This is a genomic window from uncultured Clostridium sp. (assembly GCF_934754925.1).
Lineage (GTDB): Bacteria > Bacillota > Clostridia > Clostridiales > Clostridiaceae > Clostridium.
The window spans coordinates 1-16,876 of sequence record NZ_CAKVJA010000011.1 but is presented as its reverse complement, the minus strand read 5'-3'; the positions used below and the strand labels follow the sequence as shown (position 1 = coordinate 16,876).

13 protein-coding genes are annotated in these 16,876 nt (G+C 27.6%); 2 read left to right on the top strand and 11 right to left on the bottom strand.

From position 1 onward, the window contains the following. Window positions 1-8 precede the first annotated feature (8 nt). The 5 genes from Q0G30_RS05645 to Q0G30_RS05625 all read right to left on the bottom strand — a co-directional run bounded on the left by Q0G30_RS05645 (window position 9) and on the right by Q0G30_RS05625 (window position 6,169). Window positions 9-1,958 carry a V-type ATP synthase subunit I gene (locus Q0G30_RS05645; RefSeq protein ID WP_294387680.1) on the bottom strand — a complete coding sequence of 650 codons (1,950 nt, stop codon included), beginning with the start codon at window positions 1,956-1,958 and terminating at the stop codon, window positions 9-11. Continuing rightward, window positions 1,945-2,271 (bottom strand): ATPase, encoded by a 327-nt coding sequence (locus Q0G30_RS05640; protein ID WP_294387677.1) that lies wholly within the window; start codon window positions 2,269-2,271, stop codon window positions 1,945-1,947. Before Q0G30_RS05640 ends, Q0G30_RS05645 begins: the two co-directional genes overlap by 14 nt. Before the next feature lie 213 nt (window positions 2,272-2,484). After that, the gene (locus Q0G30_RS05635) at window positions 2,485-4,161 is read right to left on the bottom strand and encodes a B12-binding domain-containing radical SAM protein (RefSeq protein ID WP_294387673.1); all 1,677 of its coding nucleotides are present in this window, start codon (window positions 4,159-4,161) and stop codon (window positions 2,485-2,487) included. 21 nt (window positions 4,162-4,182) lie between these two features. Continuing rightward, complete coding sequence (locus Q0G30_RS05630) at window positions 4,183-4,677, bottom strand: hypothetical protein (RefSeq protein ID WP_294387670.1); 495 nt, start codon at window positions 4,675-4,677, stop codon at window positions 4,183-4,185. 217 nt (window positions 4,678-4,894) lie between these two features. After that, window positions 4,895-6,169 (bottom strand): hypothetical protein, encoded by a 1,275-nt coding sequence (locus tag Q0G30_RS05625; RefSeq protein ID WP_294387667.1) that lies wholly within the window; start codon window positions 6,167-6,169, stop codon window positions 4,895-4,897. A 195-nt stretch (window positions 6,170-6,364) separates the two neighbouring features. On the opposite strand from Q0G30_RS05625, the gene spoVB reads away from it, so the two are divergent. Further along, window positions 6,365-7,864, top strand: a complete 1,500-nt coding sequence (gene spoVB / locus Q0G30_RS05620) for a stage V sporulation protein B (protein ID WP_294387665.1) — start codon at window positions 6,365-6,367, stop codon at window positions 7,862-7,864. A 52-nt stretch (window positions 7,865-7,916) separates the two neighbouring features. On the opposite strand, the gene Q0G30_RS05615 is transcribed toward spoVB, so the two are convergent. From Q0G30_RS05615 to Q0G30_RS05590, 6 genes are all read right to left on the bottom strand, one after another. Continuing rightward, entirely contained in the window at window positions 7,917-9,371 is a 1,455-nt protein-coding gene (locus Q0G30_RS05615; protein WP_294387663.1) for a catalase, read from the bottom strand. Window positions 9,372-9,485: 114 nt separating this feature from the next. Continuing rightward, on the bottom strand, window positions 9,486-11,090 hold the full coding sequence (locus tag Q0G30_RS05610; protein WP_294387660.1) for a polysaccharide biosynthesis protein: 1,605 nt from the start codon (window positions 11,088-11,090) through the stop codon (window positions 9,486-9,488). A gap of 21 nt (window positions 11,091-11,111) precedes the next feature. Then, on the bottom strand, window positions 11,112-12,080 hold the full coding sequence (locus Q0G30_RS05605) for an RluA family pseudouridine synthase (protein ID WP_294387656.1): 969 nt from the start codon (window positions 12,078-12,080) through the stop codon (window positions 11,112-11,114). 183 nt (window positions 12,081-12,263) lie between these two features. Then, window positions 12,264-13,448, bottom strand: a complete 1,185-nt coding sequence (locus Q0G30_RS05600) for a M20 family metallopeptidase (RefSeq protein ID WP_294387653.1) — start codon at window positions 13,446-13,448, stop codon at window positions 12,264-12,266. A gap of 125 nt (window positions 13,449-13,573) precedes the next feature. Next, on the bottom strand, window positions 13,574-13,960 hold the full coding sequence (locus Q0G30_RS05595; RefSeq protein WP_294387649.1) for a hypothetical protein: 387 nt from the start codon (window positions 13,958-13,960) through the stop codon (window positions 13,574-13,576). 70 nt (window positions 13,961-14,030) lie between these two features. Further along, window positions 14,031-16,025, bottom strand: a complete 1,995-nt coding sequence (locus tag Q0G30_RS05590; protein ID WP_294387646.1) for an ATP-dependent helicase — start codon at window positions 16,023-16,025, stop codon at window positions 14,031-14,033. A 123-nt stretch (window positions 16,026-16,148) separates the two neighbouring features. On the opposite strand from Q0G30_RS05590, the gene Q0G30_RS05585 reads away from it, so the two are divergent. Beyond that, the coding region (locus tag Q0G30_RS05585; RefSeq protein WP_294387644.1) for a nicotinate phosphoribosyltransferase at window positions 16,149-16,876 on the top strand (728 nt) is incomplete at its 3' end.

Here is a 16,876-nt window from a genome sequence, read left to right as displayed (position 1 = left end):
AAATCCTCCTAATTTTCCTTTAAATTCATATATTTTTCTGATGCTTTAAATGGAGTAAATGCCTTTCCTCCACCTTCGTAGAATTTTGAGAAGTATTCTACATATTGTAATCTTGCTGTATGAACATATGCTCCTAATAACCCTAATAGTAAGTTAAACACATGAGCTGCCACAAATACGAATGGTAATAATACTATTGCTGGACCAGTTAATGACTTCATTAATAAGTTTAACGCTCCTGCTATACATCCACCTGATAGTCCTAATGCCATAAGTCTTGTATATGAAACTAAATCACCAATATAACTTGTTATTCCATATAAAGCATATAGCCCTTGACCTATTTGAGCACCCTTTGTCTTTTCTTCTCTACCACCAGTTAATACTATTACAAGCATACCAAATATCATTGCTGCTATTGCAATATATTTAACTATTGATGGCCATCCTAACATTATACAACCAGCTAATACACCAATTGATATTAATGTTATTAACCATGAACCAACATCATAAAAGGCATCTTTTGGTTTTCCTGCCTTAATAAGTGTATATGCTTTTATGCATAAACCAAATAATATCTGAATAACACCAAATACTATAGAAGCAACTAAAAGAGTATTAACATCTTCAGTTGGATTTATAAGTCCTGGTATTTTTACTGCATCACCAAAGAATGATCCATAAATTAATCCTATAACGATTGTTGGTATACTTAAGAATAAGAAGAATCTAGCAAAATCTTCATTTTTCTTATCTAATTTTAAGAATTTCATTGCGCAGAATGCAGTAATTAACATTACTAATCCGTATCCAACGTCAGCAACCATCATACCAAAGAATATTAAATAAAATGGTACTAATAATGGAGTTGGATCAACTTCATTATATTTTGGTAAACTATACATTTCTGTAACAGATTCAAAAGTTCTATTAAGTAATCCATTTCTTAATTTAACTGGAACTGCTTCAACTTCATCCTCTTTTACATCTTCAAATGATATATAATAATCATCATTTAAAACTTCTTTACATATACTTTGTAATTCTTCATTCTTCTCTACTTCACACCATCCTTGGATAGCAACAGTGTTAGTAGTTCTTAAAAAGTTATTTGAAGCCTTATATCTTAAAACTGCGTTTGTAAGATAATCATACACTAACTTCATTTTTTTGTAGTCTTCTTCAAAAGATGCTACTTCTTCTTTTACGAAGAATATTTTTGATTTTAATTCTTCTATTTCATGAGCATGATTTGTGATAACCACTTGTGGTATTTCATCAAACTCTGATTTAAATGAACTAAACCCAAATCCTCTTAAAATGTTTAACACTTCATCATGTCTTTCTTTTAAAGCCACGACTACTATATTTATATCATTATTACCTCTTGAGATAATCTCAACATACTCAGCATCTAAACTTTCATTAAGTTGCGTTTCATATTGTTTTGAAATACTTCCAACAAAAGTTGATACTGTATTTAGCTCGTTTAGAGCTTCAAAAGAAATATCTAAGGCTTGCCATGGAGTTAAAACTTCAATTTCACCTTCTAGCTTAGTAATCTTGCTTTCTATGCTGTGAAGCTCATCTTCCTTTTCCTTAACTTTAGAATAAATTTCATTCCAGTTAATATCCTTAACCGCATTTTCTAATTCATCAATAGTTAAGGTTTCCTTGTCATCCTCTAATGCTTTTAATCCTGACTTTTTAGGCATATAGTTAGTTAAAAAGTCTAGAGTAGTTTTAGCCTTTGATAAATCTTCTTCGTACTTTGCAATATTTGAATCTACTTCATCTTTATTAAGAGATTTTAACTCTTCATTAGCTTCTAATAGATTTTCATCTTGTAAATTTATAAATTCTACATTTGAAAATCCTTGTAATCTACGAAGAAGTTCTTCCTTTTTAGATTCAAAAGTAAGCAAAGTGAATTTGTTCATCTTAACTATTGCCATGAATCTTCACTATCCTCTCAACAACTATATTAATAGCATTATCTTTTAAATCTTGAGACATATTACGTATAGCCTCTATTTCTTTCTCCCCCATCTCTAAGATAGGCTCTGCATTGCTATTTCCTTCTTCTAAAGCAGCACTTAATAAGTTATTAGCTTTTGTTTTTGCATCACTTACTATTTCATCATATTTGATGTCAGCTTCTTTAGTTGCATTGTTAACAATTTCTTTTGCATTTTGTTTAGCATCTGAAATTATTGCGTCAGCTTTTTTTTCAGCTTCCTTTATCTCATTAATTGCTTCTAATGCCAAAGTCTCACCACCTTTACTATATACAAGTTGGATAATATAAACATTAATACTTTATATAGTATTAATTACTTTTTATCTCCCTTTTAATTATACACTGTTTTTACAATTTTTCAACTTTTTTTTGTTAACATTTCCTAAACAACATTTTAATATTACAATATTATCCATTTATTGAGATGTATATATTCTTTTTTCTATATTGTTTTCATAATATTAATTCTGTTTTATTTTTTTAGTTATATCTATCATTTCACCTTCATAAGAGCATAAGAAGTATGCCGTTTCCTTATTTATACAGTTGTTCTTTACAAAGTCATTTATATTTATATTAAAGCTCTCAATGTAATAATCCCTAAATGAATATTCTTCTCTAAGAAGATCCTTAATTTCATTTTCAATTCTTTTTTCTAATCCCTTCCCTAAAAACTCTGGCATTCCCCTTCTTTTATTAAAAGTTAAATAATCATATTTTATTATGTCTCGTAGTATTTCGTTATCTAATTTTGTTATTTCCATATTAAAATCTAAAAATACCTTATAATACTCACTATTTCCTATATTTCTATCAAAGTATCCTTTCTTATGGAAGTACCTTCCTAACTCTAAATAAAAATCGTATGGAGTCTCAAAGCTATCTATTAAATATTTTATTATGTTATTAAATTTTTGAGAGTTATAATATTTGTCAACCATACTCTCTACTTTTTTCAGTATTAGTAATTCATCATATGATATATCCTTAGTTTGTAATATTTCATATGGAGGATATGGTGAATACTTCATTCCATACTCTTCAGCCTCTTCTCTCATAGAAGATCCTCTAAGTAATTTTAAGAACCCTAACTGGATTTCTTCTGGTCCTATACTATAAACATCATTAAATGACTTTTTAAAAGATACTATATCTTCTCCTGGTAAGCCTGCTATTAAATCTAAATGTTGCTTAATATTTTTAATCTCAAGCAACTCAATTACCTTTTCTTTTATATCGCTAAAATTAACAAATCTATTTATCTTATTTAATACTTCATCATTAGTTGTTTGTACACCAACCTCAAATTGGAATCTATCTTTTGGTGCTTTTCTTAACAACTCTAATTCCTGTGGTTTTAGTATATCTGCAGAAATCTCAAAATGGAACTGAGTATTAGTATCTGCATTTATTAAAAATTCCCATATAGCCATTGAAAACTTAAAATTACAGTTAAATGTTCTATCCACAAATTTAACTAATTTAACTTTTTTATCTATAAAATATTGTAATTCTTTTTTTACCCTTTCTATATTTAAGAATCTCACTCCATGTGTAGTGGAAGAAAGGCAATATTTACAATTAAAAGGGCATCCCCTAGAAGCTTCATAGTAAACTATTTTATTATCTAAGTTTTCATCTTCCTTATATGGAAATACTATTTCATCCATATTCATAAGTGGTCTATTTCCATTACTAAAAACTTGGTTATTCTCTTTAAAATACAAACCTCTAATACCTCTTACACTTCTATCTCCAAGTAAATATTCAACAAACTCCTTATAAGTTTTTTCTCCTTCTCCCTGAATTACATAATCACCTGAGAGTTCTTTTAATATATTTAGACTATCATAAGAAACTTCCGGTCCACCATAAACAATTTTTATATTCTCATCTACTAATTTTATTAAATTTGATAACCTTTTTACTATTTCTATATTCCAAATATACGTTGAAAAAGCTACTACATCTGCCTTTTCTTTAATTATCTCTTCTAATATTTTTTCATCTCTATCGTTTATTGAGAATTCTCTTATTTGACATTCATAATTCATATCCTCCGTAAATGCCTTTAAATATCTAACTGCTAAATTGCTATGAATAAACTTTGAGTTTATAGCTGTTAATAGTACTTTCATTTTTTTCTTCCTTTCGTTTAATTACTTTTTTTCACCTTTTATAAAAAAAATGTCCTCCCAAACTTTTTCCTCTTTTATATCATAGATATCACTCAACATTCTTTTGGTATCCTCTATATTAGATTTAGAAAGTGGGTTTAAATTTTTAAACTCAAACTCCTTTGTCTTTCCTGATGGCAATACTGCCATAACCTTATTATTTGATACTTCACCAATTTCTTTATTTATATCCCATATATATATTTCTCCTCCAACCTTAACCAATTTACTAGCTTCTCTAATTAAATTAACTTTATTAGACTCTCTCCATATGCTACTTAAATAGAAAAACACTGTACAAGTATCATATTCTCCATAAGTATTTTTTTCATCAATTGTACCTTCCAGCAAATCTACTGAAACTTCATCTATAGCATCTTTTGAAATATTATAAATTACACCATAGCTTTCTCCAACGTCTAATACATCCCCTGTTAATTTTATTCCACTTAAGTTTAATATAATTGTTTTTCCCATAAATACCACTCCCCTAAGATAAAAAATTTAATTCTTTATAAATTTTACTATTATATTTATATAATTATGTAACTTATTTTAAGTTAAACCATATTTTTTATTATGTATTCAGATTTAGTAGTATTTATTCTTACTCATGTATATTACATCATTTATCTATATTAATGCAAAAAAATATTTTGAAAATAAGTTTCAAAATATTTTTTAATACAACTATTTATTTTTTTATAATTTTACTTTTATACATTAAGGCTATTATTATTGACATTATAAAAATTATAATAAATATCCAGATTACATTTGGTAAATTAAATATTCTTGTATTTACTTGTCCACATATTTTATATAAACAACCACCTTTGCTATCTAATATATATATATTTGCAGCATTGTATTTTATTTTTTCTATATGACTTTCTTTATCTAATGCTAATATTGCTTTTGAAGTGTCATTTTCAGTTAAAACATATATATAATTTTCCACATTATCTGCAAATATTACCGTATCCTTTGGAAAGCATTTTCCTTCATAATCAATAGTTAATCCATTCAAAGCAGATACTTTATCATGCTGATATCTAGGTCCTAAGGTAACTTCTGTTGGATGATTAGCTATAACAAATGATAACTTATTAGTTCCATCTGAAAATCTTGGGGATGTAATTGGGTCTCCTCCACTAAAATCTGGCCATCCATACCAAGCTCTTTCTTTTATATCATATATATAATCTACATCATCTTTAACAGCCCTTACTCCACTATCCTCCATACCACCAACTATAGCTGTTAGTTTTCCTATACTATTTACTGCTAATCCTTCAACATTTCTAATTCCTGTAGCATATGTTATAAATTCATTACTATTCAAATCATATCTTAAAATACTCGCATTACTCAAGACACTCTCTTTAACTTTCTGTCCTTCAATACTCCTTTCTCCAAATGGCATAAATGCATAATTGTTATTATATCCTATGCCAGTTACCTCCCACTCAAAAGATGCCTTGTCTTCATTTTTATTATTTTCATCAACAACCCCTGAATTAGTATTAGAGCCTATACTTATATATAAATACTCTTCATCTAAAATAATATTTGTTTTATAATTTAAACCATTATTAGGTAAATCATTAATCAACTCTCTATATTGTTCTGTATTTATGTCATATAACAATACTCTATTATCAGTAGCAATTATGATATCATTATTATAGCAAGCTATATCATATATATTTAAAGTTTTATCATAAACTAAAATCTCTTCCTTATTCTCCTTATTAATAACCTTAATATTATTTTTAAAAGCTATGTATAAATTATTTTCTTTATCAAAATCAAAAGATACAGCTCCCTCTAAACCCTTTGTATTTATAGACCAATCTACATTTTTATAAATAATATTCAAATCATATCTATTACTAAATTTATAAATTCCAAATGATAGAGTCACAATTATTATTGAAAATACTAGAAATTTAAAAAATCTTCTCATTACGCCTCCCCCCTTTATATTTTTATTTATATTTTCTCTCTAATAAAATATTACTTAATAATTAAATAATAACTACTTAATATCATATTCTCCTATTTTACTGAATAAGTATTAATGTAATTCACTACAATTTTTATACTTAAAATTTCATTTTGAAGAAGACTTATAAACTTTACTTAAGGAGGCTAATTAAATTTGGAGAAAGATATATTTTTTAAAAATTCATTTTTTCTTACAGCAGCTAATATAACAACTGGAATACTTGGCTTTATTTTCTCTATGTATTTAAATAATTTAGCTGGACCTGAAGGCGTTGCTCTTTATGGTTTAGTAATGCCTGTATATAATCTTTTTATCTGTTTAATGACAGCTGGTATTATTGCCGCTATTTCTCAAAGAGCTGCAATATATAGCTCAAAAGGAGAATATAATAATTTATTTAAAACTATTCGTTCTGTTGCTTTCTTTAACATAATTTGGTCTATTATTATAGGATTTTTAGTTTTTTTCCTAGCTCCATACATAAGTCAATATGGTATAAAAGATGCAAGAACATTAAATGCTATTAAAGTAACTTGTCCTGCAATGATCTTTATTGCTCTTTCTAATATATTAAAAGGTTTCTTTTATGGAACATCAAAAATTGCAGTTCCTGCAATTATTGATATATCTGAAAAAGCTATGAGAATTATAACTATTGCTTTATTAGTATATGTTTTTAAAGCTCAATCATTATCATCTTTAATTACACTAGCTTATGTATCTTTGGCCTTAGGAGAATTACAAAGTTTAATATTACTATTCTGTTACTATAAATATACAAAAAAAAGAATGCCTACTAGTAACGAAATTCCAGAAAGTAGAGCTCAACTTATTTTCAATGTGTTAGTAATTTATTTACCTCTATGTTTAAACGGCTTTTTAGGAAATATATTTGCAACTATTTCAACATTAATTGTCCCAAGACAACTAGTGGCTTCTGGTATTGATTATAGCTCTGCATTAAATCTTATTGGTAGATTTAATGGAATGGCTTTGACTATAGTAACATTCCCACTTATAGTTGTTAATTCAATAAATACATTACTTGTACCAGATTTATCACAAAGTATAAGCTCTGGAGAATATTATAGTGCTTCGCAAAGAATTAAGACTATTTTAAAAATTGCTTTTTTATTAGGTATGGCCACAACAATCATATGCCAATTAATTCCTGATTCCTTAGGACAAATGTTTTTCCAAAGAGATGATTTAGGTTTATACATTAGGCTTGCTTCTTTATCAGCACCTATTTTCTTTGTAGCTAATACAATGTTTGGAATATTAAATGGATTAAATAGACAAAGTATTATTTTAAGAAACTCTATAATTATTTCTGTTACTGAAATATTATGCCTTTATTTTTTTACTGCAATACCAAGTATAAATATTTTTTCTTACGTTATAACAATTTTTATTACCTCTACCCTAAGTTTAATAATAAATTTACATGAGGTAAAGAAACATATTGAGTTAAACTTATCTATATATAATATAATAATTTTTATTCTTATAGGAATACTAGTTTATTTACTTATTAACTTAATTACCAATCGATTTTTGAATGGTTTATATTTAAGTAAAAATATAATTGTAATAATATTAACCTTTAGTATTTTTGCATACTTAAGTAGATTTGGTCTAGAAGAAGATTAATATTACTAATAATAAAAGCCTAAAATCTTAGGCTTTTATTATTAGTAAAATATTATTTATATCCTATAGCTTTCTTTACCCTATCTCCAAATTCTTTATCTGCCTTTGTAAAATTACCTATTACTCTATCTTGAATATCTTTGTTCACACCTTTTAAATCGCAAGCTATATTATAAATTAAATGATCTTGCTCTTTCTTTGACATGTTTCTATATCTTTCACCGGCTTGAGTAAAATCATCTGTTTTCTTTATTATAGCCCTTATTTCATCTCCATTTAAGGAAATTGGTTGACTTACCATTGGCTTATAAACTTTAGGATTATCATCATTTAAAGAATTTGGTTTATAATTAACATGTCCCTTAGAAGATGAATATCTCATATCTCCATTTTCTCTATAATTACATACTTTCACCTTAGGAGCGTTAATAGGTAATTGATTAAAGTTTATCCCTATCCTATGCCTTTGAGTATCTTTATATGCAAACAATCTACCTTGAAGTAATTTATCATTTGATGCTTCTATTCCTGGAACTAAATTAGCTGGTGAAAATGCCACTTGATTTGTTTCTTCAAAGAAGTTATCCGGATTTCTATCCAATGTCATTCTTCCCACCTTAATTAACGGAATTCTATCTTCAGGCCATACTTTAGTAGCATCTAGAACATCAAAATCAAAATCATCTATACAACTCATTTCTAATATCTGAACATATAAATCATATTGAACTTTTTGTCCACATTCTAACGTATCATATAAATCTTGTCTTGCTATATCTGGATTTATTCCTGCTAACATAATTGCCTTATCTCTCTCTAAAGTTTCAACTCCCGATAATGGCTTCCAATGATACTTTATTAATCTTCTTTTCCCTTTAGGGCAAACCCATACATATGTGTTAACTCCAAAACCCTCTATTTTTCTAAAACTTTTTATTGTCCCTAAATCTGAATATAAAAAAGTAATCATATTTGTGGATTCAGGATTAAGTCCTATAAAGTCCCAAAATCTATTTAAGTCTGTTACTCCAGTATCAGGAGATGGTTTAAATGAGTGAATCATATCTGGAAATTTAATAGCATCTCTTATAAAAAAAACAGGCAAATTATTTCCAACCAAATCATAATTCCCCTCTTCTGTATAAAATTTTACTGCAAACCCTCTAGGGTCCCTTGCTGTATCTGCAGAACCCTCTGAGCCAATAACAGTAGAAAACCTAACAAAAACAGGCACCTTCTTGTTATCCTCTGTAAAAACTTTAGCAATTGTATAATCCTTCATAGAATTTATAACTTCAAAATAACCATGTGCTCCTGCCCCCTTAGCATGAACTACTCTTTCTGGGATTCTTTCACGATCAAAAGATGCAAGCTTATCAATTAAGTTAGTATCCTTTAATAATACAGGTCCATCTTCACCAACTGTTAAGGAACTAGTATCATTAAATATAGGTACTCCAGCATCAGTGTTTAGATTACATTTTTTTGATTCTCCTTTTCCTTTCATATACTCTCCCTAAAAATATTTATTATTTATATAATATTCAAATGATTATTTTTTGTTAATGCTAAAAAAGCTCATCATCTTAATATAAAATGATGAGCTTTTAATAATTTAATTTTACATATTTTTTCTTAAAAATCTTGGTAATAGTGTAAATAATCTAGGTGAAATCATATCTAAATCCTTTTTATTTATTCCACCAAGTAAAATTAGAGTAAATAAATATATTAAGCCACCAACTAATACAAGTATTAATATAACAAAACAAGTTATAATTCTTCCTCTTCCAATAATATTCATAATTCTATCAATAGGAATTCTACAAATAAAAATTGATAAAGCCATAACTGCAGAAGATATAGTTGGCATAATTGCTAATTTTATTATAGGAATTTTCATTTTAAAAATTCTTTTTAATCTTTTGTGATTTATAATTACAGGAACTAAAAATGCAAAAAAGCTTGCAAAAATTGCACCTAATATATTTATATTCTTTATAGCAACTAAGAAATAATTAATAATAAATTTAATTACTATACCTAAAAAAGCTGTACTTAATACTAAATATACTTTATTAATACCTTGCAATATAATATTTTGAATTGCAGATATAGACATAAACACTAACACAACTGAACCATATTTTAATAACTCATATCCAGCTGTTGTATTAAATAGCATTAAGTATATTTCTTTGCTTAACATAGATAATCCTACCGCTGCTGGTATAGTTATTAAATAAGTTATCTTAAAGCTGTAAGACATTTGAGCCTTTAATTCTTTTCTATTCTTTTGTGTATAAGCTTGTATTACCTTAGGGAATATTGCAGCACTTAATGCTGTAACTAATGCAAAAGGTACATTTAATAATGTATTATAATACCCTAATACACCATATAACCTTGTTGATTCTATATTTGAAAATCCTGCTGCAAGTAATCTTGCTTTAACATTTATAGTATCAACAAGACTTCCTGCATTTTGTAGTCCAGCTACCATTATTATTGGTACTCCATAAAACAGAAGTTTTTTTAATATTTTCTTATTGCTTATATTCTTTTCGGATTTATTTTCTATTTCAGCCTTTCCCTCATAATCAAGCTTATCATACATTATTAATATAAATATTAAAGCAGCAATTGCGCCAATTGTAGTTCCTACGGTCCCACCTGCACTACCCCACTCAATACTAATTTGAACAAATACATATGCAAATATTAAGCTTAATACTATATTAACTATTTGCTCAAGTACTTGAGAGATGGCTAATGTTTTCATATCTTCTGTACCCTGCATGTATCCCCTATACGTTGCTAATATGCAACTAAAAAATACTGTAGGTGCTAAAAATCTTAACGATAAAGCTGCCTCAGCCCATTCAGTACCTTCAGCAATAACTCCAGCTAATAATATAAAAGCTATAGTAATAATAGCTCCTATAATAGCTAAGTACATCCTTGCCACTTTCATAGCTCTTAGAGCATCTTCATGATGCCCTTGAGCCCTTAACTCTGATACAACCTTTGCAACTGCTGGTTGTGCACCTAAACTTGTAATAGCCAATATAAAAATAAAATATGAATAACTTGCATTATATATTCCAATTCCGTCTTGCCCTATAATAGCATTTAATAATGGTACATATGCTGCCGATAATATTTTTACGAGTATTCCTGCTACAGATAATATAAGAAAACTACGACCCACTGACTTCTCTTCCATAACTTTCCCCTTTATATCTTCTTATATAGTAAATTTAAATACATCCTTCTTTATCTTCTTAAACATTGGTGGAAGTGATTCTGCTATTGTCTTATTTTTTAAGTATTCTAACTTTCCATCAGCTCCCTTAAATATAAGTTTATAGGCATAAAGGAATTGATAATTTAATCCAAACTTATTATCAAAGAATGAATTTAACTTTCTATCTCCATATTTAAAATCACCTATTATAGGGTTGCCTAAATGACTTAAATGAGCCCTAATTTGATGACTTCTACCTGTAATAAGATCAATTTCAAGTAATGAATATGCTCCATTAGTTTGAACTGTTTTTACTTCCATAGAAATTTCTTTTGTATTTGGTTTCTTTTCATCATATACTCTTGATATATTTTCATTTTCATTTTTTGAAATATAACCTTTATATATTCCATCCTTTATTTTTCCTTTAACTAAGGCATTGTAATATTTTTTTACCTTACCTTCTCTTATCATCTCATTCATTGTTCTTAGTGATTCAAAATTTTTTCCGAATATAACAACTCCTGAAGTATTTCTATCTAACCTATTGCATGGTGCTGGTGTAAATGTTTTTTCTTTCTCCGGTAAATAATCACCTTTTCCATGTAAATATGATAATACATAGTCAGTAAGTGAAGGTTGAGCTCCCTTTTGATCTGGATGCACTAAAACTCCAGGCCATTTTTCAACTATTAGTATATTATCATCTTCATATGTAATCATAAGTCCACTATAATTTACTTTTATAAATGAATCTTCTTTCTTCTCTTGTTTGCTTTGGATATATCTTATCTCAATAACATCCCCTAATTCTAGCGAATAGTTTTCTTTCTTCTTTGCTCCATTTACTCTTATATCACCTTTTCTTAATGCCTTAAATATAGCACTTAAAGGTACATCCTTTAAATATTTTCTCAAAAACTTATCTAGTCTTTGACCTGCCTCATTTGTTCCTATTTCAATTTTCAAAAAATCAACTCCTATATTATGTATATGAAACAACTCTTCTTTATTCAATCAGAGTTGTAAATTCATCTTGCTAAATCAAAGATTTAGAGATTCATTTATGAAACAACTCTTCTTTATTCAATCAGAGTTGTAAATTCATCTTGCTTATCCACTTTTCCATTATATTAGATTAATATTATTTTTTTAAGTTGTCAAATAATTTATAGCAACCTCACATTGAATTGCAACTCCAATAGGTAATGCATCTTCATCTATATCAAATAAACTATTATGTGCTGGATGTATTATCCCTTTTAATTCATTTCTAATTCCTAAGAAGTAAAATACTGATGGTACTTCATTTGCAAAATAGGCAAAGCTTTCTACTCCCAACTTAGGATTTTTTTGCACTTTAACATTTTCAGCTCCTATAATACTTTTTGCAGAATCCTCTAATATTTTTACCATAGTATCATCATTGTATAAACATGGATATGATTCTTCTATTTCAATATCTGCATTTCCCCTAAAAGTTGTACAAATCCCATTTACTATCTCTTTTAATCTTACTTTAGCAAATTCTCTATCTTCATTTGTCATAGTTCTTATTATTCCACCTAACTTTACTTCATTAGGTATTATATTTTGTGCTGTTCCTCCATGAATACTACCTATTGTTACAACTGCCGGATTAACAGGCTTTATTTCCCTACTAACTATGCTCTGTAAAGAGGTAACAACATGACTTGCCATAACTATCGGATCAATAGCTGTATCTGGATAAGCTCCATGTCCTCCTGATCCTTTTATTGTAATATTAAATGGATTAGAGGCAGCATTTACTGTTCCTCTTTTAACCATTATCATTCCAGCATCTAAAGTTTCTTCCACATGTAGTCCGCACATAACATCTACAGTAGGATTTGTTAAAACTCCTTCTTCTATCATTACTCTAGCTCCACCAGTAGTTTCTTCTGCAGGCTCAAATATCAATTTTACAATTCCATTAAACTTATCTTTATTTTTATTTAATAACTTTGCTACACCTAATAAAATCGTGGTATGTGCATCATGTCCACAAGCATGCATCTTTCCACTAACCTTTGAAGCGTAGCTACAACTTTTTTTATCCTGCATTGGTAATCCATCAATATCTGCTCTTAAACCTATTACTTTAGTATTTTCACCTTCTTTAGTACCTTGTATAATACCACATACACCGGTACCAGCAAATTCTTTAAATTCTATACATTCTTTTTTTAAAAAATCCTTTATAAATTTAGAAGTGTTTGTTTCCTCAAATCCTAATTCCGGATATTGATGTAAAGTTCTTCTTATTTTTATTAATTCATCTTTAATGTTTTGTGCTTCTATATTAAAATTTTTCATAACTTAAAAACTTCTCCCCAAAAATTTACAGGCTTATACTAAAAATATAAGCCTATTTAGATTAATTATATATTATGCCTTCCTTTTATTCAATTAATTTGATAATCTATCTCACTTTTTTAATTTTATCTTAACATTTTCTCTAATTCATATAACCTAAATCTTTCTGGTTGTTGAAATTCTACCCCTGATGCCCTTTTTTCTATAAGTTTTTTATACTCTTCAAATTGTGCATCACCTAACTTTTTTCTTATTACATTCAACTCACACTCTTGAATATATTCCCTTTCTTCTTGAGATAAAACCATATATTTATTTAATTTTGAAATTATTTCACCTAGATTTTCCTTTTCTTCTTCACTAATTAAATCATTATTTTTCTCAATAAATGCTTCTATTTTCTTACCCTCTTCAGGTGAAAAGGCATATGACTTTTCTATAAAATTATTTAAACTTAAAGTAGTAATAATAACAAACAAAAGTATTTTTATATATTTTTCATACTTACACATAATAAATCCGCCTTTTACAAAAGATTTTATATATATTTATTATTACCCTTTTACTGAATATTAATTAATATTACTTAATTAATATTATTAAGTTATTTTCCATTAATATCCTTAGAGAAAAACTTCTATCTATATCATCTTTAAACTCTAATGTTATTCTGTCTCCATCTATTGCCTTTACTTTTGCATCACCATACTGCCTATGATATAAAGTATCACCTTTCTTAATACCATAATCTACATTATTACTTTCTTCTTCTAAACCACTTTCTAATATAAATCTAGATAAATCACTAAATTTTCCTCTTATAGTCTTAGGTGAAAAAACATATAAATTTTTAATAGCTCTTGTTATTGCAACATAAAAAAGTCTTCTTTCCTCTTCTAAATTATCTTCTATTGATGATTTATGTGGAATAGTTTCTTCTACACAATTAATAATAAATACATTTTTAAATTCCATTCCTTTAACACCATGTATCGTACTAAGAATTACACCATCTTGAACTACTTTGCTTTTCTCTATTTCTTCTTTAACATTATCCACATGAGCTAAAAATTCTGATATATTTCTAAACCCTTCTATGGCACCCTTAAATTCCTCTAATACATCCTCTAAATCACTAAAGTTTTGGTTAAATTTACTTGCATATTCTCTTAGATAATCAATATATCCTAAAGAAGATATTATGTATTGTATAGCACTTCCTAATGAAATCTTATTAAGATATGCAATATCCCTTTTTAAATCATCTAACTTTTTTGCTTGAAATGGTGCTATATCACTTTTATCTATGAGAATATCAAATACATTTTTATACTCCTTATAAGTATCTAAATAACTTAAATTGCTTTTACTAATATACCTAAAAGGCTTATTTATTATAAAAGCAAATGCCTCCCTATTATATGGATCTATTGATAATATTAAATAATTTATTATATCCTTACATATAAAGTGATCAAAAAAATTATATCCCTTATCTAATAAAACAAAAGGGATTTTTCTTCTTGTAAAAGTATCTATCAAACTTCTTGCTTCCATATTTGTTCTATATAATATTGCATTATTACTGTACTCTTCTCCAACAAATTCCTTAATTATACTTACAATATCTTCCCCTTGTAAAAACTCATTATAAGGCTTCACAAACTTTATAATTCCTTTTCCAGACTCAAATGATAATATCTCCTTATTATTTCTACCTAAATTATTAGAAATCAACTTTTTAGATATATCAACTATATTCTTTTTACTTCTATAGTTTGTTGATAAATATACCTTTTCTCCACCAATAAAAGATTTATCAAATTCTACCATATATTCAGGTTTAGAGCCTCTAAATGAATAAATGCACTGATCTTCATCTCCTACAGCAAATAATTCATTTCCATCATTTATCATTTTCAAAAATTCTACTTGTAACTCATCACAATCTTGAAATTCATCAACTAAAACATACTTAAACAAGCTTTTATACTTACTTAATATATTAGAATTATTTTTAAATAAATATAGTACTCTTACAGATAAATCATCAAAATCCCAAAGCTTTTCTTTTTCCTTTTGCTTTTCATATTGTTCATAACACTCTTTAAAAATTTCCATAGATATTGATGGAGAAAAATCTTCTAATTTTCCTAATGATGTTTTAAATAATGATATATTATTTAGAACATCTCTAACTTTATCGTCATTTACATCATCAAAATATTTTCCTAATACAGATTTTACTATTCCATGGCCTTTCCCACCATCTATTATTTTTATATCAAACCCTTCTCTAAGTAAAATCTTGTAAAATAATCCATGAAATGTTCCAAAAAAAGGTGCTATATCTTTTTTAAAAATATTTTTATATCTTGATTTCATATTTTCAGCTGCTGCTCTTGTGAATGTTATAACAATTATATTTCCAATTCTCGCCTTCCTTTCTTCAATAAGATGATTAACTCTATTTATTATAACGGTAGTTTTTCCACTGCCAGGAGCCGCTACTACCAATGTATTTTTACACTTAATATTAATTGCTTTCATTTGATAATTATCTAACTCTATCTTCATACGTTCTCCTTAAATTTGATATACTTTAATTATTACCACTATTATAATATAAATAACTATATTGTAATAATTTATATATAGATGTACAATATCTTTAGGTATTTTTCAATAAAGGAGATAAAAATGGAAGATTTAATGAGATTTGACGTTACTAATGAAAGAAATCTTACAATGCTTGTAGATTTTTACGAATTAACAATGGCTAATGGATATTTTAATAAAGGAGTACAAAATAGAATCGCTTACTTTGATATGTACTTCAGAAGAGTACCTGACGGTGGTGGATACTGCATTATGGCCGGAGTTGATCAACTTATTCAATATTTAAACAATTTGTCATTTACTGAAGGTGATATTAAATATTTAGAAGAAAAGAATATTTTTTCACAAGAATTTTTAGATTACTTAAGAAACTTTAAGTTCGAATGTGATGTTTGGGCTATCCCTGAAGGAAATCCTGTTTTTCCTAATCAACCTTTAGTAACGGTTAGAGGTCCTGTTGTACAAGCTCAATTTGTAGAAACAATGATACTTTTAACTATAAATCATCAAACATTAATAGCTACTAAAGCCAATAGAATCTGTAGAGCAGCTAATGGTAGAACAGTTATGGAATTTGGTTCAAGACGTGCACAAGGTTATGACGGTGCTATATATGGTGCAAGAGCATCTATAATAGGTGGTTGTGACTCTACTGCTTGTACAATTGCTGACAAATACTTTAATGTTCCTGCGGTTGGTACAATGGCGCATAGCTGGGTTCAACTATTTGATACTGAATATGAAGCCTTTGAAGCTTGGGCTCAAACATATCCTGACAATTGTTCTTTATTAATTGATACTTATAATGT